This is a genomic window from Bacteroidota bacterium (assembly GCA_016213405.1).
GTDB lineage: Bacteria > Bacteroidota > Bacteroidia > Palsa-948 > Palsa-948 > Palsa-948.
Genome location: JACRAM010000093.1, coordinates 1 through 20,837, shown reverse-complemented (window position 1 = coordinate 20,837; position 20,837 = coordinate 1). Strand labels below are relative to the sequence as shown.

Sequence of the window (20,837 nt, the reverse complement as noted above, 5' to 3'; positions counted from 1 at the left end):
TTTTGACTTGTTTACTCTACCCAACTCTTAAAATATTTCCCGTCATCAATTTTCACAGCGGCTTCGGTTACCATCAGCGGACGGAAGGTATCCACCATCACGGCAAGTTCAATGGTATCTTTTGCGCCAATGCTTCGCTCCATCGCTCCGGGCGCTGGTCCGTGCGGAATTCCTTTCGGGTGAAGCGTGATGTCGCCTTCCGCAATATTATTCCGGCTCATGAATTCATTGTTCGCGTAATACAAAACTTCGTCAGAGTCAATGTTGCTGTGATTGTAAGGCGCAGGAATTGATTTCGGATGATAATCATACAAGCGCGGACAGAAAGAGCAGACAACATATTTATCTGTTTCAAAAGTCTGATGAACGGGAGGTGGCTGATGCACTCTTCCCGTTATCGGCTCAAAGTTGTGAATAGAAAATCCATAGGGGAAATTATATCCATCCCATCCAATGACATCAAAGGGATGTGAAGCGTACACCACTTCGTGAATCATTCCTTCCTTTTTTATTTTCATCAGGAAACTTCCTTTCTTATCAAACGTTTCTAAATTTTTCGGTAGCTTGAAATCGCGTTCACAGAAAGGAGAATGCTCGAGCAACTGCCCGAAATGATTTCGGTAACGCTTCGGAGTATAAATCGGAGAAAAAGATTCGAGATAAAGAATTTTATTTTCCTTTGAATCGAAATCCATCTGGTAAATCATTCCACGCGGAATGATGAGATAATCTCCGTCAACAAATTTTATATTGCCGACAAACGTGCGAAGCGTTCCGGTTCCTTTATGAATGAAAAGCATTTCATCTGCATCTGCATTCTTGTAAAAATAATTCCGGAAAGATTTTCTTGGCGCTGCGAGTCCGAGATACACATCGCTGTTCACAAGAAGAGGAGTTCTGCTTTCAAGAAAATCATCCGCAGGTTCTACATTAAAGCCGATGAGTTTCATCGCTTTGATATTTTTTTTCACGGCTATCTTCGGTTCTACGCTGTATGACTTCACAATTTCTTTCACCATCGTTGGGCGGTGAACGTGATATAATAAAGAAGACATTCCTGAAAATCCTTCCGTGCCGAACAATTGTTCGTAATAGAACGGATGATTTTTTGTTCCCTTAGGGTTGGTGAATTGCACGTGACGCTTCTGAGGAATTTTTCCGAGTTTATGATAGATAGGCATGGAAGAAAGTTATGATTGGGGGTTAAGGTTAAAATTCATCGTACGAATTTATGTATTCTTTGCCAACTGCTGACTGCAATTGTCTATTGCATTTCTTTCTCCACCCAATCGCCCCCTTCTTTGATGAGTGAGATAAGTTCATCCACCGCAGTTTCACTGGAAATATTTCTTTTCACCACTTCTTTTCCTTTGTAGAGTGTGATTTTTCCAACTCCTGTTCCCACATAGCCGTAATCCGCGTCCGCCATTTCACCAGGACCGTTCACGATGCAACCCATGATTCCAATTTTTACTCCTTTGAGGTGAGAAGTGCGCGCGCGAATTTTTCCGGTGGTTTCCTGCAAGTCAAATAAAGTTCTTCCGCAACTCGGACAGGAAATGTATTCTGTCTTGGAAATCCGTGTGCGAGTTGCCTGAAGAATTCCAAATCCGGTTGAGTTAATGATTTGTGGTGAAGCGCAATTCTTCTGCTTAATCCAGATTCCATCTCCGAAGCCGTCAAGCAATAATCCGCCTAAGTCAGTTGAAGAATACAATTGAAATTTATCCTCGGATAAATCCTTATAGCTTCTTTTTATGATGACAGGAATTTTATAATTGGCGAGTTCAAAAAACATTCTGCGTTGTTCAGCCATTCCATGTTCGTTCATCGTATCGAAAATCAAAACTACCGTTGAATCCAATTTGTCTTTTGAGAATTTTGAGCTCAGCAAAGTATCAATGTCAACCACTACAAAATTCAGTTCCTTTGATTTTTCTTTAGCCGAAAAATATTCACTTCCACAAAAAAGAGGATACGCGCGCGTTTTGTTTTTGAGTTTGGCAAAAGCCTGAGAATTATAAATCAACCCAAGCGTTCCGGGAATTTCAAAATCAATCTCGTTATCACCTAAATAAATGTAATCGCAGGCTTGGTCAGTCAAATTCCATTTATCAAGCGGAACAGAATAATTATATCCTACGGCAAATAAGTTCGCAGGAGTAATTCTCCCCTCTCCTTCAGGAGAGGGGCTGGGAGTGAGGTCAGAAAAATCTGCAATCACTCTCGGAACATTATGTCCGCCAATGTTTGAAACTGATTTTGTTTCTCTTCTTGAATATTCAAATGGATTATACTTGAGGCTTGAAACACTTGAAATTGCTTTATGATTTTTTCTGTTTGAATATCTCTCCACTAAATTTTTCGCCACAGGAATTTCAAATTCGGGTTCTTCTGTAAGTGAAACTCGGATGGTGTCTCCCAATCCATCTTCCAATAAAGTTCCAATTCCTACCGCGGATTTTATTCTTCCGTCTTCACCATCGCCTGCTTCAGTAACGCCAAGATGAAGCGGATAATTTCTATCTGTCTCTAACATTTTGTGAACGAGCAAACGATACGCCTGCACCATCACCTGCGTATTGCTGGCTTTCATGGAGAGAATGATCTCAAAATATTTTTCTTCTTCACAGATTCTCAGAAACTCCATTGCACTTTCCACCATACCAAGCGGAGTGTCACCATAGCGAGAAAGAATTCTATCCGAAAGCGAACCGTGATTGGTTCCGATTCGCATAGCCGTTCCGTTCTCTTTGCAGATTTTTACCAGAGGAGTAAATCGTTCTCGGATTCTTTCTAGCTCTTCATCATAACTCTTATCGGTGTATTCAATGTGTTCAAACTTTTTCCGGTCAGCATAGTTACCCGGGTTCACGCGAACCTTCTCAACAATTCTTGCTGCGTGTTCTGCGGCATTGGGTGTGAAGTGAATATCAGCGCAAATAGGAGTTTTGTATCCACGCTTGCGCAGTTCATTTTTTATTTGTTCAAGATTTTTTGCTTCATTCAGACTGGGTGCTGTGATTCGAACCAACTCGCATCCTGCCTGAATCATTCGAATGCTTTGCTCAACCGTAGCAATTGTATTCATCGTATCAGTCGTAGTCATGGACTGAATGCGGATGGGATTATTTCTTCCGATTCCTAAATCACCGACTTTAACTTCGCGTGTTTTGAAACGGGAATATTCAAAAAGAGAATTGCAATAAACTTCGGGAGATATTTTTATAATGTCATGCACGCTGAATTTTTTTCAGGACGAATTTACGGAAAAGCAGGAGAAGAGGAGAGAAAGAAAACCTAGTCTGTCTTCACGAATTTTGAAACAACCCGTTGCTTATTTGGCAAGAGAATGTCAAGGAAATAAATTCCGCTGTTAAGGTCAGCGACATTCAGCTTGATTCGGATTTTACTTTCCTGAGAGGGGGTAACGATTCCGATTATTCTTCCGGTTACATCTTCAATGAAAATTTTCTTAGGAAGAACATTTTCCGGGGACTCAATCGTGATAAAATCTTTTGCTAGTGTGGGATAAATCGTAAAAGAGGGAGAAAGTTTGTTTTCATGAATACCTGCGCCTGTCCCACATAAATATACTAAGTCTTGTATTGAATCTGCCTGGGCCTTGTTATTTCCAGAAGACCAAACTACTACAATATTATTTCCTCCGGTAAAATTTGTAGAATCAAAATTAATAACACATCCCTGCTGAACAGAGTCGTTCGGCTGTAAAGTTATCTGCTGAATAAAACAAAATTGAATAGGCGTAAAATTAGTTTGTGCCGTGCCGATCCAAAAAAATATTGAGCCCGAATAAGATGCCGTATCAATATTTTTCATGGTGACATAAACAGAATCACTGTATCCAACGCAGGAACTGTCAGGGAAAATAAGCGCTGTTGTGCTCATGGTCCCCTGTTGAGAGTGCGCGGAAGAAAGCGAAAAGCAAAAAATTCCGCAGACGAAAAATTTGATAAATGATTTCATGGTTCTGTGATTATCTAAAATAAAGGTATCACAAAGAGAGCACAATACTATACTTAAATTCAAATTTTCTTGCCCGTTCAAAATGACTACATTTGTTACGCTATTATGGATATTCTAAATCAAATCATACTTAACCTTAACAAGGAAGACCTGCGCTTTTATAAGTTGTTCAGCGCGCGCCACGATATGGGAGATGGAAGAAAGGATTTGCTCTTGCTTGATTATATCCGCGATTCAGAAGATGAATATAACGATGAAGCAGTTTTCAAAAAATTGTATGGTGGAAAAGATAAGAATGCTTTGTATTCTCTGAAGAACCGTTTAATTCATGACGTAGCGCGTTCGCTTACCGTTCAGTATTGTTATAAGGACGAAAACTTATACATCCATCATCTGCTTTTCCTTGTGCGATTGTATTTCATGCGAAACCAATTTTGGATAGCAAAACATTTTTTAAACAAAGCAGAGAAAGAAGCAAAGCAGATTGAAAACTATGAGTTGCTGGATATTATTTATGGCGAGTATATAAAGTTATCGCATGAGCTTTTGGATATTAACCCTGAAGAATATATTCATAAAAGAGAGGAGGCAAGGAAATTTTCTGAGAGCATACTGGAGGTGGATAATATTCTGGCAGTTGTTTATTACCGACTGAAAACATCACAGAACTTTTTAGAGAAAGAAAACCCTATTCTCAAACTTTTGGAGAAAACAGTAGATGCTTTTTCAAAAAATAAAAATGTGAAAAGAAGTCCTAAGTTGAGGTTCCGGATTTATTCTGCAGTTACCCAGATTCTTCTTCAGCGTCATGAATACGAAGCGCTGGAAAAATATTTATTGAACACCTACAAAGAGTTTTTGAAAGACAAGCTTTTTCAGAAAGACAATCACAATACGAAATTGCAGATACTTCATTACATGGTGAACGCTTCCTTTAAGAATAAAAAGTACGAAGAATCGCTAAAACATGCAGGGGAAATGCATGGTGCAATGAAAGAATACAATAAATTACTCTATGATAAATTTATTTTCTTCTATTATAATTCTCTTGTCATAAATTATTCTTTACTGAATAAAGACAAAGCCATTTCCATTCTTGATGAACTGATTTCCAAGCAAACGCTAAAAAGCCAGCCGTTCTACGAATTATTTATTTATCTGAATCTTGCAATACTTTGGTTTGAGAAGGGAGAGTTCCATAATTCCATCCGAAGTTTAAACAAACTCTATGTTCATGCAGAATTTAAAAATGCGGATGTAGCGCTTCGTTTCAAAATAGCCGTTGCCGAACTTATTATCCGCTACGAGCTTTTGGATTTTGATTTCCTTGAAAACAAAATCAAACAGGTGAAAAAACATTTTAAAGGAATGCTTTCGAAACCCGAACAGGAACGAGAAAAAGAGTTTTTATCCATCCTCAACCGAATGATTTCTGTGCCAGAACTCACTAGAGACAAGAAATTACTCTCCAGAATTCAAAAGTTCTCTTCCTCCAGAATTGTTTTGGACGACACAGAAGTAATCAACTATTCCGCTTGGCTTAAGGGCAAAATCAAGAAGGGTTAATGCTTCTGAACGGGCAAGAAACCTGACTTTTTGGACTTCTATTTAATCTCAATTCTCTTCATCTTTGTGTTATCAAACGCCATGAAAGGCAAAACATTAATTAAAAAAAACAAAATGAAAACAAAACAACTCTTTCAATCGCTACTCCTCGCAACAGGAATATTGAGTGCACAATTTCTGCATGCTCAAAATCCCTGTCAGGCAGGATTCACATTTTCGGTCACAAATAATGTGGTCACGTTCACCAACACATCCACAGGAGCCAACATGCCTTCGTACTCGTGGAATTTCGGAGACGGCAATTATGACTGGCAGGCAAATCCCATTCATACGTATATGTATAATGGAACATATATGGTTTGTCTCACCATGTGGGACAGTTTGCCTCCCTATTGCCAGAGCACTTATTGTGATACAGTTGTAATTACCAACGCACCTCCTGCTCCCTGCAGTGCAAACTTTTCTTATGTATTTCAGGGTAATACATTTTATTTCAGCGATGCTTCCACAGGCGGACCTTTTATTTTATGGAACTGGAATTTCGGAGATGGAAATAATTCCTCGCTTCAAAATCCTTCGCACATGTATGCAAATGCCGGAACATATACCGTTTGCCTCACGGTTGTTTCCCAAACGGACACTTGTTCTTATTGCGATACGATTGGATATTATCCATGCAATGCACAGGCATCATTTACCTTTAATAGTGCAAACGATCCCACAGTTTCCTTCACGAGTACTTGTTCCGGAGCATCCAATCCTTACTACTCCTGGAATTTTGGTGATGGAAGTTATTCCAGCTCACCCAATCCGATTCACATCTATTCTTACAGCGGAACCTATATAGTCTGCCTTTCTTATGGAGACACGCTGAATCAAAATTGTTCGGCTTATTTCTGCGACACTATAGTAATTACCAATGCACCTCCACCTCCTCCGCCACCGGTTCTTCCCTGCGATTCAAGTTTTACTATGTATCCCGATACATCTGGAAGCGGATGGGTTTGGTTTTATTCTAACGGAAACAACAATGTTTCTTGCTCGTGGGATTTTGGTGACGGAAATTTCGGAACGGGATGTTCGCAGGTTGCGCATCAATACTCTGTGACCGGCTGGTACAATGTCTGCCTCACTGTTATTACTGCAAACGGAGATACCTGCTCCAACTGCGACAGCGTATATGTTCTGCGCACAGGTTCGGGCATTCATGAACAGGATGGAAATGTGTTCGGAATAAAAAATTATCCGAACCCTTTCAGTAATTCGACAACCATTTTTTATTCTTTGAAAGAAAAAGCAGATGTGAATATTTCTGTTTTCAATCATGTGGGAATGAAAGTTGTGGAACTGGAAAACCGAAACAAAGAAGCAGGAGCACATCAACTCGAATGGAATGCTGAGAATCTTACTTCCGGAGTTTATTTCCTGGAAATAAGATCTGGCGGGAACGTTCTCTCAAGAAAAATGATTTTGATAAAGTAGGTTAACCACCATCTCCCCATGACAAAGGGCTGTCGAAAGAAAATTCTTCAGCCCTTTTCATTTTATATACCGTTTGATATACGCATCCGCGCACACAACTGCAAGAATGATTGCAGCGCCAAAGTAAAATGTGGGAGACATATGTTCGGTGTCGCTGAAAATGAAAAACGCGAAAAGGATTCCGTAAATAGTTTCAAGATTCAGCGTGAGCGACATGGTGTAGGGACTAATGTTTTTCAGAATTGCCACGCCAATGATGAACGGAATGGTGGTGCAGAATACCGCGAATACAATCATATAGAACCAATCCGTTGAGCTGATATTGAAAAAAGTTGCAGTCTGCGGTTCCATCGCGAAAAGAAAAACAGAAATGCAAGCCCAGCATCCAATCATTTCGTAAACAGAAATCATTTCTGCTTTGAGCCCTCTGCGGCTCATGATGCTGTTCACAACCGCCATGAACGAGGATGTAAGCGCTGCACCAATACCGAGCATAATTCCCCAGAAATATTTTGTTTCCACATTAAAAATCATCAGAAGCACTCCAATCACTATAAGTCCGAAAAGAATTTCATAAAACAAAATTTTTCGTTTGTAAAACAGAGGTTCAATCAGAGAAGTGAAAAGAGTTCCGGTGGAAAAGCAGGCAAGCGTTACAGAAACATTGCTTGCTTTCACGGCTCCATAAAAGCAAATCCAGTGCAATCCTACCAACAACCCAATCGCCAGTAATTGTAAAATAGTTTTTCCGGATGGAAGAAGCGAAGTTTTTTTATAAAAAGCATAACCAAGAATTCCGGCAAACGCAATGATGACACGAATCCAGATCATCTGCAGTGTGGGTAGCGTGATGATTTTTCCAAGCACTGCAGTCCATCCCCATAAAAAAACAATCAAGTGAAGAAGAAGAAGACTGCGGGTGTTTTGCGTCACAAAAAATAATTAGGAGTCAAAGATATTCGTATTCATTCAGGCGAATAGGTATTAATAATTAACGATGAATTTGTTTCTCCCGCACCACATCTGCAAACGGGCGGTTCACAATCTTGCTTTCAAGCCATGAAATAATGTCAAAGAATTTATATATGTGAGTATCTTTTGTATGCGATAGAAACTCTTTGAATTTTTTGAATTCCATTAATGTTTCCTTGTCAGAATTTGTTTTGACTAGTTTTCTGCAAAGCGAAATAATATACTTCTCCATATTATTAATTTTTTCTTTCTTTTTCAGAAACCGGTAAAATGCCTGCAGGGAATAGGGAAGCACGTCATAATTTTTTGATTCGTAATGTGCAATCAGTGTCAGAAGATAATATCCGTATTGAAGTTCTGGGTGTTTTGAGAGATCATATTCGGTTTTCAGTTTATTAAAAAAGAACACACATTTTTTATAATTCCCTAAATAGAAATTCGAAATAGCAACATTCGCCAGAAGGATTGCCCTGTCGTGAAGATTGATGTCTTTTTTATAAGTGTCTATGTCTTTTAGAATTTCCGGAAGTTGTTTCTCCATTGTCTGTAGGTTTCCTGTTTCACGGAAATAATACAAACAGCAATTGTTGTAGGTGTAATACAGCGCTCCTTTTTGTGAATGTGTTTTTGCGAAGTGAGAAACACTCTCAAACTTCTTTAATACAAGATTTGCTTCATCGTGTTTTTTTCGTTCCATCGTTATCACGAAAAAATTGTTCAGCAGAATAAAATAGGGTTTGCAGTCTTTTTTCATGCCTAAGGGATGTGTGAAATTATGTTCAATCCCTTTTTGAGCAAAGCCGCTGACTTTGTCTAGATTTCCTTTTAAATACCAAAAAAACATATTTGCCTCCAGCGCCCTTTGTTTCCCCTTGAAGGTATTTGTGTTTTCTGCTTTTATGAATTCGAGATTCCGGATGGCTGTTTCTGCTTCTTTCACATATTTATTATTCCGCGTCCTGAAATAATGATAATAGAGGTTCAGAATTTTCAGGAAAGTATAATTGCAGATAAAACTTTCATTCGTTCTCAACAAAACTTCTTTTATCTCGTGGTGCATTCTCTCCGCATAGGCGAGATCATATTTTTCAATATAGATATTTAATTCCCAGGAAGAAATTATTTCAAGAAGTGCATGATAAATCTCTTCTTCGTATGCAACTTTTTTAGCTTTACGTATTAATTTTTTTGATTGCGCATACAGCCCTTTTTTCTGAAGCAGTTCTATTTGCTGAATCAGGGTTCTGATGCGGGCATGAGGGCTCATATCGCTGTGAAAATTCGCAAGCGCATCCATAAGCCGCGCATGCAAATAATTTTTCGCAACAGGAAAGTATTTAGCAAAGCTGTGATTTTTCAACCCTGACTGGAGTTTGGATTCATCATATTCTTTTTGTCTGTCAATGGCAGTAAAGAGGTGCAGATAATTTTTATTTACTGAAGAATGAAGGTTTGCGTATTTGTTAAAATGTATTCTTTCCCCTTTGTCCAGAGATTTAATAAGTTCAAAGAGGTCTTTTGAAGGAATCATCAGTTTTTAATAATGATTCAAAAATAAGAAAACAAGAACAACGACATAAATAAAAGGAGATTAAATATTAATTTACTTAAATTATATTTATTTCATAGTAAAAATATAGCAATAAAATCATTTAAGTAATGATAATATTTTTTATCACAAAGTACAGAAGCAGTATAATTCCAAATAAATTAATATTTATCTTTTTAATAATACATTTATTATTATTTGGATTATACAATATAGTTGCTCAGATTTGTACTATAAATAACTAATGAGACTAATAATAACTTTCACGCTGGCGATATTTCACCTCGCTTTAATTGGGCAAACCTGGGTTCAGAAAGCTTCTTTGCCTGCCAATGGGCGATTAGCAGCAGTTGCATTTCCCATTGGTAATAAAGGATATATTGGTGCCGGAAATACTTATAGTGGCTATACAGATGACTTTTGGGAATATGATCCAGCCACAGACAGTTGGACTCAGAAAGCAAACTTTTTAGGAGGTCCCCGAAACTTCGCGCTTGGTTTTTCCATTGGCGTAAGGGGCTATTTTGGCTGCGGAACAAACGGAATGTTTCAAAACGATTTTTGGGAATATGATCCCGTTGCAAATACCTGGACACAAAAGGCAAACATGGGAGGCGTTATCCGGGCAACTGCTTCAGGTTTTTCAGTAGGAGGATATGGTTACATAGGTACAGGTTTTGACTGGAATGCAAACTGCCTTGCCGATTTTTGGCGATACGACCCTGCAAATAATACATGGACACAAATGGGAAATTTTTCAGGCGGAAAGCGTATTGATGTTGACCGCGCCACTTTTGTCATAGGAAATAAAGCGTATTGGGGAACAGGATGGGATCAAGCCACTGGCGTGAAATACAATGACTGGTGGGAATATAATTCTACAACAGATACGTGGTCGCAAAAGGCAAACATTCCCACACTTGGGCGTTGGGGCGCAATCGGTTTTTCAATTTGCAACAAAGGATTTGTTGGAATGGGAATCTACAATGGCACCAGTGTGCCATACACAGATTTCTGGCAGTATGATCCAACCACAAATTTCTGGACATTCGCCACATCTTTTCCCATGCCGGGCAGAACAGATGCTTCTGTTATTGTGCTGAACAATAAAGCATATATTGGAACTGGCATGGATACTTCTTTGACTTTAGTCAACGGGCAGTGGGAGTGGACGCTTTATAATGACTGGTGGGAATTCAGCATGGGCGCATCTGTTTCTGTAACTGCAATTCCTGATACAATTTGCCTCGGAAGCAGCACTACTATTATCGCAACAGGAGGAAGCAGTTACAGCTGGAATACTGGCGCAACTACTTCATCCATTGTTGTTTCGCCAACCGCTACGACATCTTATTCTGCAATTGATCCGACAAGTTCCTGCGCCTCTGCAGGAAATATTACGGTAGTTGTTCTGCAATCATCAGCGGCAACTATTTCAGGAAGCACAAGTATCTGTTCGGGGCAATCCGCTACGCTTACTGCATCAGGAGGAGGAACATATTCATGGATTCCGGGAGGACAAACCACTTCATCTGTTATCGTAACTCCAACTGTTACCACTACCTATTCTGCTGTCGTTGCAAATAGCTGTGGAACAACTACCGTTTCAGCTACTGTAACAATTTCATCAGGAGTTGTTGCCATTGTAAGCGGAAATACTTCATTGTGTTCCGGACAAAGCGCCACGCTCAACGCTTCGGGAGGAAATAACTACAGTTGGAATACTGGCGCAACTTCATCGTTCATTGTTGTTACTCCAACTGCCAGTACATCATATTCTGTTTCCGTGTCATCCGGTTTGTGTTCGGATGATACCAGTATATTGGTTACAGTTTCTCCTATGCCCGTGGTGTCGGCAGGCAATGCAAGCATCTGTATCGGTGATGCTGCTACGCTCATTGCTTCAGGTGGTGGAACCTATTCATGGATTCCCGGAGGGCAGACAACTTCATCTATTATTGTCTCTCCAACTTCAAGCACTGCTTATAATGTAGTGGTTGCAAACGGCTGCGGAACAACTACGGTTTCTGCAACGGTATCAATTGTTGCTGCTATTACGGCATCCGTGAGCGGGAGCACATTATTATGCATCGGACAAACTACCACGCTGACCGCATCGGGTGGAAATATTTTCAGTTGGAACACAGGGATGACAACATCTTCCATTGTTGTTACTCCATCTTCCAATACTTCTTATTCTGTTTCTGTCTCGTCAGGTTCTTGCGCGGATGATACGAGTATATCAGTTACAGTTTCTCCTCCTCCTTCTGCATCGGCAAGCAGCGCAACAATCTGCAGCGGAGATGTTGCAACACTCACTGCATCTGGCGGAGGAAATTATTTGTGGAGCAATGGCGCAACCACTTCTTCCATTGCCGCTTCTGTAGCTGGAAATTATTCTGTGGTTGTTTCGATAGGGAATTGTTCCGATACTACTTCAGCGAACTTAACAGTAAATCCAAATCCAATTGTTAATGCAGGAAGCAATGCAACCATCACACAGGGCGCTTCAACTACGCTCAGCGTGACAGGTGGCGGAGCATATAATTGGAATAATGGAAGCACGGACGCAGCAATAACTGTTTCTCCAAATGTAACTACCATGTATTGCGTTACAGTCACCAATGCGAACGGATGCGTTGATTCTGCCTGTATTTCAGTTTTCGTAATTATTCCGATTGAGCCGCTTGATTGTTCCACTTCATCCACCGGGGAACTTTTTCTGCCGAATGCCTTTTCACCAAATGGAGATGGAGAGAATGATGTAATAAAAATCTTTTACGGAAATTATACTTGCATAAAAACATTCCGGCTTTTGATTTACAACCGCTGGGGAGAAAAAGTTTTTGAAACCTTCGACCCTGTTTCAGAATGGGATGGTTCTTATCGGGGACAAACAGAAGGAAGTTTTGTGTTTGCGTATTATATGAAAGCCACTTTGACAAGCGGAGAAGAAGTAATAAAAAAAGGGAATATCAGTTTAATAAAATAAAAAATGAAAAACATTCTCTTCACATCAGCAATTTCTTTTCTGCTCTTCTTCGGAAAATCTGACAATAGTTTTTCCCAAACAATCGCAGCAGGCAGAGGGCACACGCTCGCACTCTGTTCAGATAATTCCGTACAGGCATGGGGAAACAGCTGGTTCGGTCAGGTAGGGGATGACACTATCATAGACAGATGGTCTCCGGTAGATGTAATGAGCCCCGCCAATTATGGAATTACAGCACTTGCGGCAGGATGGTCTCATTCGCTTGCTCTGAAAAATAACGGCACGCTTCTCACATGGGGAAATAATCAATACGGTCAGTTGGGCGATAATACAATCACAGACCGATGGACTCCGGTATTTGTTCACGGACAAAATGATATAGGATTGTTAAGCGGAATTGTCGCAATTGCAGGAGGATACGGACATTCCATCGCACTTAAAAATGACGGTACCGTGTGGACATGGGGAAGAAATGATTACGGGCAGTTAGGCGATAACACACTTAACTCAAGTTATGTTCCGGTTCAGGTACATGGTCCTGCTGATGTGGGATTTTTATCCGGCATCATTGCAGTTACTGCCGGCTGGTATCATTGCCTTGCTTTGAAAAATGACGGCACCGTTTGGTCATGGGGATGGAATGATAACGGACAGTTAGGCGACAGTACAAAAATCAGCAAATCAGTTCCTGTTCAAATTGTAGGCGCTGGCAACATGGGATTTTTATCCGGCATTATCGGCATTGCAGCAGGAAGAGTAAATTCTTTTGCTTTGAAAAATGACGGCACGGTGTGGTCTCTCGGATGGAATAATTACGGGCAGTTAGGAGATAATACGCTGAATGAACAATGGGTTCCTGTGCAAATGCATGGTGCAGGAAATATCGGTTTCTTAACAGGCATTACAAAAATTGCTTCAGGCAGATCTCACTTTCTCGCTCTGAAAAATGACGGCACCGTGTGGGCTTGCGGATGGAATACATACGGGCAATTAGGCGATAACTCCATGACAGACGGAATCACACCGGTTCAGGTGCGCGGACCTGGCAATGCAGGGTTTCTCACAGGCATTACAGAAATTATTGGCGGAGGAATCCATTCCTTTGCTGTGAAGAATGACGGAACACGCTGGATATGGGGAGATAATACCTATGGTCAAATAGGAGATAATTCCACTACAAAAAGATTAACCCCTGTTCAGCCGGCAGGACTTTGTTCATCTTCAACAACAGATGTTTCACAAACACAGGAAAATAATTGGGAACTGTTTTTCAATAATCTTGTGACAGGCGAAGAATTGCAGGGAACATTATTTCTTTCTGAAGACACAAAACTACGCATCGAAATTCTTGATCTGAACGGAAGAAGAATAAAAGAAGAAAGCATTCAGGGAATACGCGGCATAAACAAGTTGAATATTGATTTGGCACATGCAGCATCAGGAATTTATTTATTAAGAATTTCGGGTGCGGAAAAACAAGTAATAGTTAAATTTGTAAAAGCATCAGCAAAATGAGAACAAAGATTTTTTTAATTGCTTTATTTTATTTGATCACAGCAATTTACTGCTGGAATTGCTTGTCAGCACAATCCCTGTCAGGCGGGTATTACCATTCCATAGCAAAATGCACCAATAATTCAGTGATGGCTTGGGGGAGTGGCGGCATTTTTGGAGGCGCTCCATTAGGAAATAACTCAAATGCAAACCAGCCGTCACCTGTTTCTGTGCACGGTCCTCTCGATGCAGGATTCCTCAGCAGCATGATAGCCGTTGGAGCCGGAAGTTATCATTCACTCGCTGTGAAGAATGATAACACTGTATGGGCTTGGGGGTTTAATTCAAGAGGCGAGTTAGGAGACAATACACAAACCGATGCTATGTATCCTGTACAAGTAGTAGCAGGTGCATCCGGCTGCGGTACTTATTTGTGCAACATCACGGCTGTTTACGGTGGAGATTCTCATACTATTGCTCTGAAGAATGATAACACCGTATGGGCATGGGGAGATAATGGAACTGCAGGCAAATTAGGAATTAATAATACAACTGCTGGCTCAATGAGTAAAACTCCTGTGCAGGTACTTGGTCCGGGTGGTGCTGGCACGCTCACCAACATAACCGCAATTTCCGCTGGAGGATACCACTCTATCGCACTTAAAAATGATTTAACGGTATGGACATGGGGGAATAATTCGAATGGGCAACTGGGAGATAACTCTTCCACCGCCAGACCCGCACCTGTTCAGGTAGTGGGCGCAGGCGGCTCAGGCACTCTTACAAACATTATTGCTGTTGCAGGAGGATACTGGCATTCTCTTGCATTAATGAATGACGGAACTGTTTGGGCATGGGGTGCAAATTTCTTTGGTGAATTAGGCAACGGCACCACAGGAGGTACAAGTATTTTTCCTGTTCAGGTCAGCGGATTAACAAACATTATTGCTATAGAAGCCGGAGAAGGATTCTCGCTTGCTTTGAAAAGCGATAATACCGTATGGGCATGGGGAGATAATTCCAATGGAGCATTAGGGGATAATAATTCACCCACTAATAGTAACGTTCCGGTAAAAGTGAAAGATGCAAGCGGTGGTCCTGGATTTCTCACAGGCATTATCGCGCTTGGTGCCGGAGGATTTCATGCCATGGCTTTAAAAAATGATCAAACAGTATGGGATTGGGGATATGGTGGCAATGGCCAATTAGGAAATAATAATACTGCATCAAGCCCTTATCCCGTTCAGGCGGGAAGCGGAGGAGGTCCTACATTATGCAATGTTACCCTTTTGCCGGTCGAACTGATTTCTTTCTCCGGGCAAACTGAAAACAATGCAGTAAAACTTTTCTGGTCAACCGCCACTGAAATCAACAACGATTACTTTGCTATTGAGCACAGTGCCGATGGAAAAATATTTTCTGAAATCGGAAAAATAAACGGATCGGGCAATTCAAGCACGATTCGTAATTATGAATTTGCTGATGAATCACCCGCGCTGCAGAATTATTACCGGTTGTCGCAAACTGATTTCAACGGGCAGCGTCAGGAACTTGGAATTATTTCGGTTAAACTTTCAAACGCACACAACGTGTTGTCGCTGATTGTTCAGTCAAACCCTGTTTCCGAAAATAATTTATCGCTCAATATTTTTTCTCCCGTGGCGGAAGAAATAGTTTTAAGCATTACGGATTTGGAAGGAAGAGTAATCCATGCAGAAAAAAACTTCGTGAAGAAAAAAGAAAATGTATTTATAACCATTGATATGAGCGATGTTTCAAAAGGCGTTTACTTCATCAATGCCACAGGCAAATACGCTTCTGTTAATCAGAAATTTATTCTTCTGAACAGGGAGTAAACCCTGCAGAATTCTTTATCCAACAGGGTAAAATCTCCTTATTTACCTATGCATATGTTTTTATATTTGCGATTCTAAAACAGAAAAGCAAAAATGTCTTCCTCACATGCCCCTTCGGGGTTCACATCGCGACATCTTGGTCCAAGGGATAAAGATGTAAAAACCATGCTCGGAAAAATCAGAGCAAGTTCTCTTGATGAATTAATCAGCCAGACAATCCCTTCCAGCATACGATTGAAAAAACCGCTGAACCTTCCCGATGGCATGAGCGAGTTTGAATATCTGAAAGAACTCAAAGTAACTGCTTCACGGAACAAAATTTTCAAATCATATATCGGACAGGGATATTACAACTGCATTATTCCTCCCGTAACGCAAAGAAATGTTTTGGAAAATCCGGGTTGGTACACCGCATACACTCCGTATCAGGCAGAAATTTCACAGGGAAGACTGGAAGCGCTTCTGAATTTTCAAACCATGGTAATTGACTTAACAGGATTGCCCATTGCAAATGCCTCTCTGTTAGATGAAGGAACCGCTGCAGCCGAAGCAATGATTCTTTTTTACAATTCTCGTCCGAAAAATTCAGGCGCAAAAACTTTTTTTGTTTCAGAAAAATGTTTTACTCAAACGATTGAAGTAGTGAAGACAAGGGCATTGCCTCTTGGAATAGAAGTGAAAGTAGGCGATCATTTGTCTTTCTCCCCTTCAGGGGCGGGGGCTTTCGGTGCTCTCATTCAATATCCTGATACCAACGGAAATGTAAATGACTATAAAGATTTCGTAAACAAGATTCATTCTGCAAATGGTTTTGTAGCCGTTGCAACTGATCTGATGGCGCTTACTTTGCTGATTCCTCCGGGAGAATGGGGAGCCGATGTGGTGCTCGGAAATTCTCAGCGATTCGGAGTGCCGATGGGATATGGCGGACCGCACGCAGCATTCTTCGCCACAAAAGAAGATTTTAAACGCTCTTTGCCGGGAAGAATTATTGGCGTATCAGTTGATTCATCCGGAAATCCTGCATTGAGAATGGCTTTGCAAACGCGTGAGCAGCACATCCGTAGAGAAAAAGCAACATCGAATATTTGTACAGCGCAAGCACTTCTTGCAATTATGTCAAGTATGTATGGCGTTTATCACGGACCGGCAGGAGTAAAATCTATTTCAGAAAAAATTCATCACCTCGCCTGCGGAATTTCCGAGCAATTGGAAAAATTGGGATTGACATTAAACAACAAAATCTTTTTCGATACTGTTGCTGTTGCCATTTCTGACAAAATCCTTCTGCAAAAAATTAGAACGCTGGCAGAAGCGCGTCAAATGAATTTTAATTATTCCCCTTTAGGGGTAGGGGTGTCTGTTGATGAAACCACTACAGGAAAAGACGCGAAAGAAATTGTAGAAGTTTTTGCTGAAGCGCTCGGGAAAAATATTTCTGTTCCATCGCTGAACGGAGAAACAAATAAAAGCATAATAAAGAATTCTTCTTTCGCTCGACAGTCATCGTATATGACTCATCCTGTTTTCAACACCTATCATTCGGAAACAGAAATGATGCGCTACATAAAAAGATTAGAGAATAAAGATCTGTCGCTTACGCATTCCATGATTTCTCTCGGCTCATGCACAATGAAATTAAATGCCGCTGCGGAATTATTTCCCATCACATGGTCCGAGTTTGCCAACATTCATCCGTTCGTGCCCGCAGAACAGGCAGAAGGATATAAAATTGTTATCAGCGAACTGGAGAAATTTCTCTGCGAGATAACCGGATTTTCAGCTGTATCATTTCAGCCGAACAGCGGTGCTTCGGGCGAATATGCCGGCTTGCTGGTGATTCAGGCATATCATCAAAGCAAAGGAGCTGCGCACAGAAAAGTTGTTTTGATTCCTTCCTCCGCTCACGGAACAAATCCTGCGAGTGCTGCCATGGCGGGAATGGAAATTGTGATTGTGAAATGCGATGCGAACGGAAATGTGGACGTAAATGATTTGAAGGAGAAAGCAGAAAAACACAAAGCAAATCTTTCCTGCCTCATGGTGACCTATCCCTCTACGCACGGAGTTTTTGAAGAAGCAATTACAGAAATTACAAAAACTATTCACGATAATGGCGGACAAGTATATATGGATGGCGCAAACATGAACGCGCAGGTAGGATTAACAAGTCCTGCAACAATAGGAGCGGACGTTTGTCATCTGAATCTTCATAAAACATTTGCAATTCCTCACGGAGGAGGCGGTCCGGGTGTTGGACCGATAGGGGTAGCGGCACATCTTGTTCCACACTTGCCAACCTCAAGCCCCCTCCCAACCTCCCCCGTTAGGGGAGGTGAAAATTCTCCCTCCCCAATGGGGAGGGCTGGGGTGGGGCTTGTTTCCTCCGCACCCTTCGGCAGCGCGCTCATTCTTCTGATTTCTTATGGATATATTAAGATGCTCGGCAAACAAGGAGTAACGGATGCAACGCGTTACGCAATCCTGAATGCCAACTACATGAAGGATATTCTGAAAGATCATTATCCCATCTTATATATAGGCAAGAACGGGAGGGTGGCGCACGAAATGATTTTAGATTGTGCAGCTATAAAACGCGCATCGGGAATTGAAGTGGGCGACATTGCCAAACGATTAATGGACTACGGTTTTCACGCGCCTACCGTTGCGTTTCCTGTGCACGATACTTTAATGGTGGAGCCCGCCGAAAGCGAATCAAAAGAAGAACTGGATAAATTCTGCGATGCGATGATTTCCATCAGGAAGGAAATACAAGAAGTGGCAGCGGCAGTTGGCAGCGGCAGTCAACAACAAATTGCAGATAATGTTCTGAAAAATGCCCCGCACACTGCAAAAGTTTTAATTGCGGATGATTGGAAACATTCCTATCCCCGCGAGAAAGCTGCGTATCCTCTTAAGTGGGTTCGGGAAAACAAATTCTGGCCATCGGTGGGAAGGGTGGATAACGCGCATGGAGACCGAAACCTCATTTGCGCCTGCCCTCCTGTGGAGAGCTATGCAGAAGCGGATGCGAAAGTTTAAACGGTAAGTTTTATTCCGTATCTTTGTCAAAAGAAAAAATCTATGACCCGTATAATTGCAGATATAAAAGACAAACAAGATGCCGATACCATTGTTCGTGTTATAAAAAAATTCAAGGGCAAAGTTAAAACCATGACCGATGAACAATGGGAAGATTATATTTTGGGCTTGCTGGCAGAAGAAGGCGAAGCAGACAAAGAAACCGTGAGCAGGGCGGAAGTTGCAAAATGGTTCAGAAAGCATGAAATTGATTTTTAAGAAGAAGTTCCTTCGCGAAGCCAGCGCCATCGGCAATAAGCAGCTGGCAAACATCTCAGGAAAATTTTCATTCAGATTGAAAACGCTGGGTCACTGCATCAGATTGGAGGATTAGTGAAGCTGCGGGAGTATGCACATTACTATCGTATTCGAATAAAAGTGTCTGAAGTGCGTGATTACCGTTTGGTTTTGTCTATAAGAAAAAAATACAGTTTGGATTGAACGCATTGGTTTAGCGCATAGAATTTTTTACAAACGGTAACTGACACCGTTTGCGCCTGTCCTCCGATTGAGAATTATTCGGAAGTTAAGGTATAGAAAAAAGTTTTATATTTGCGGGCTTTAAAATCAAACATTAATAAAAAAACTTATCATGAAAAAAATTTACTTATTACTTGTAGCAGTTAGTTTTGTTGCAGCAAATAGTTTTGCACAACAAAGAATTGCTAAAGCAAAGTCCATGAACATTACTGTAACTGCCAAACAACAACCGGCAGTTCAGCCCATGAACGTTATTGATACAATCGCCAATCATTGGGACCCTATTTTTCCTCAACCAGCTGTTGACACTGCTGTTACCTATAATTCAGGAAGCGGTTATGTTGCCGGACAAAATGATTATGGCGATATTGGAAAGATGCAGAAGTTTGATGCGACTTATGGTATCACCAGCGCAAGCGGAAGCATTACAAATTTGCTTTTATGGTTTGGAGCGAAAACTCAGATTGCTGGAACAGCAGCGTTTACTGCCACCATTTGGGCTGATGCTGCCGGAGTTCCGGGAGCAGTACTGGGAACAGCGCCCGTATTTACTATCTCTCAGATAGACACTGCCGCTGCTTCACTTGGGCTTATCGGTTCTCCTCTTGCTGTTGAAGGCGCTTTTAATGTAAATGCAGCTTTCAGTCCTGCTATAGCTATTCCTGCCAATCAAACTTTCTGGGCGGGTATTACATTTACGTATGCCAATGGAGATTCTGCAGGATTAGTTTCCTCCCGTGATGGAGTTCCTGCTGATGGTATTGGCACGACCGGCAACTTCCTTGCCGCCTCAACACATACCTTTGAAAAGTGGAGCGATAACAGTTACCATTCATTTAATGATGGAACTACCAGCACATGGCAATTGGATATTGCTCTTGCAGTTTATCCGGTCATTGATTTTGCAACAGGCGTGAATGAAAACAGCCATGCAATTGCTGCGCTTCAGAACTATCCTAACCCTGCAAGCAATAACACCATGATTTATTATTCGCTGAAGGAATCAGCCAATGTTGAATTCTCTTTGTTTGATGTTGCCGGCAAAAAATTGTCAGCACTCAGCCAAGGCGTTCAATCATCCGGCAATCATCAATTTAAATTTGATGCAAGTAATCTTTCTTCAGGAGTATATTTCTATACTCTTACTGCTGGAAACAATAAGATGACCAGCAAAATGTCAGTAGTGAAGTAATTCATTTTTTTTTCCGAAAAGCCCTCTCCGATAAATCGGAGGGGGTTTTTTATTGTGCGCCATCCATGTTCTTTTACTATAGGGTGCAAGTCCCGAACACACGTTGATAACGCGAAGTGTTAGCTGAAAGCAAGTGCAATGTTGCGAGGCATTGTGCGGAGGAAGCCGAAGGCAAAAGCAAGTGAT

Annotated in this window: 13 protein-coding genes; 8 read left to right on the top strand and 5 right to left on the bottom strand. The window is 41.1% G+C overall.

Annotated elements, in window-relative coordinates; translation table 11 throughout:
- Window positions 1–11: 11 nt before the first annotated feature.
- The 3 genes from HY841_11520 to HY841_11510 all read right to left on the bottom strand — a co-directional run bounded on the left by HY841_11520 (window position 12) and on the right by HY841_11510 (window position 3,987).
- Window positions 12–1,181, bottom strand: coding sequence for a homogentisate 1,2-dioxygenase (locus tag HY841_11520; protein MBI4931385.1), 1,170 nt, complete (start codon window positions 1,179–1,181; stop codon window positions 12–14).
- 83 nt (window positions 1,182–1,264) lie between these two features.
- Window positions 1,265–3,241, bottom strand: coding sequence for a (E)-4-hydroxy-3-methylbut-2-enyl-diphosphate synthase (ispG, locus tag HY841_11515; GenBank protein MBI4931384.1), 1,977 nt, complete (start codon window positions 3,239–3,241; stop codon window positions 1,265–1,267).
- A gap of 59 nt (window positions 3,242–3,300) precedes the next feature.
- A complete protein-coding gene (locus HY841_11510) occupies window positions 3,301–3,987 on the bottom strand; it encodes a T9SS type A sorting domain-containing protein (GenBank protein MBI4931383.1) in 687 nt (228 codons plus the stop codon).
- A gap of 105 nt (window positions 3,988–4,092) precedes the next feature.
- Between HY841_11510 and HY841_11505 the strand changes: the two genes are divergently transcribed.
- Both HY841_11505 and HY841_11500 read left to right on the top strand, forming a co-directional pair.
- On the top strand, window positions 4,093–5,553 hold the full coding sequence (locus tag HY841_11505) for a hypothetical protein (GenBank protein ID MBI4931382.1): 1,461 nt from the start codon (window positions 4,093–4,095) through the stop codon (window positions 5,551–5,553).
- A gap of 114 nt (window positions 5,554–5,667) precedes the next feature.
- The gene (locus HY841_11500) at window positions 5,668–7,035 is read left to right on the top strand and encodes a PKD domain-containing protein (protein MBI4931381.1); all 1,368 of its coding nucleotides are present in this window, start codon (window positions 5,668–5,670) and stop codon (window positions 7,033–7,035) included.
- 57 nt (window positions 7,036–7,092) lie between these two features.
- Here HY841_11500 and HY841_11495 read toward each other — a convergent pair whose 3' ends face one another.
- Window positions 7,093–7,968 (bottom strand): DMT family transporter, encoded by an 876-nt coding sequence (locus tag HY841_11495; GenBank protein MBI4931380.1) that lies wholly within the window; start codon window positions 7,966–7,968, stop codon window positions 7,093–7,095.
- Between the two features lie 58 nt (window positions 7,969–8,026).
- Window positions 8,027–9,538, bottom strand: a complete 1,512-nt coding sequence (locus HY841_11490; GenBank protein MBI4931379.1) for a hypothetical protein — start codon at window positions 9,536–9,538, stop codon at window positions 8,027–8,029.
- A gap of 262 nt (window positions 9,539–9,800) precedes the next feature.
- On the opposite strand from HY841_11490, the gene HY841_11485 reads away from it, so the two are divergent.
- The 6 genes from HY841_11485 (at window position 9,801) to HY841_11460 (ending at window position 20,651) form a co-directional block, all read left to right on the top strand.
- Window positions 9,801–12,548: a gliding motility-associated C-terminal domain-containing protein gene (locus HY841_11485; GenBank protein MBI4931378.1), complete on the top strand. Its 2,748-nt coding sequence runs from the start codon at window positions 9,801–9,803 to the stop codon at window positions 12,546–12,548.
- Window positions 12,549–12,551: 3 nt separating this feature from the next.
- Window positions 12,552–14,063, top strand: coding sequence for a T9SS type A sorting domain-containing protein (locus HY841_11480; protein ID MBI4931377.1), 1,512 nt, complete (start codon window positions 12,552–12,554; stop codon window positions 14,061–14,063).
- Window positions 14,060–15,898, top strand: coding sequence for a T9SS type A sorting domain-containing protein (locus tag HY841_11475; protein MBI4931376.1), 1,839 nt, complete (start codon window positions 14,060–14,062; stop codon window positions 15,896–15,898). The genes HY841_11480 and HY841_11475 overlap by 4 nt, the downstream gene beginning before the upstream one ends.
- 93 nt (window positions 15,899–15,991) lie before the next feature.
- Window positions 15,992–18,940, top strand: coding sequence for an aminomethyl-transferring glycine dehydrogenase (gene gcvP / locus HY841_11470; GenBank protein MBI4931375.1), 2,949 nt, complete (start codon window positions 15,992–15,994; stop codon window positions 18,938–18,940).
- 42 nt (window positions 18,941–18,982) lie between these two features.
- A complete protein-coding gene (locus HY841_11465) occupies window positions 18,983–19,198 on the top strand; it encodes a hypothetical protein (GenBank protein MBI4931374.1) in 216 nt (71 codons plus the stop codon).
- A 373-nt stretch (window positions 19,199–19,571) separates the two neighbouring features.
- Window positions 19,572–20,651: a T9SS type A sorting domain-containing protein gene (locus HY841_11460; GenBank protein ID MBI4931373.1), complete on the top strand. Its 1,080-nt coding sequence runs from the start codon at window positions 19,572–19,574 to the stop codon at window positions 20,649–20,651.
- Window positions 20,652–20,837 lie beyond the last annotated feature (186 nt).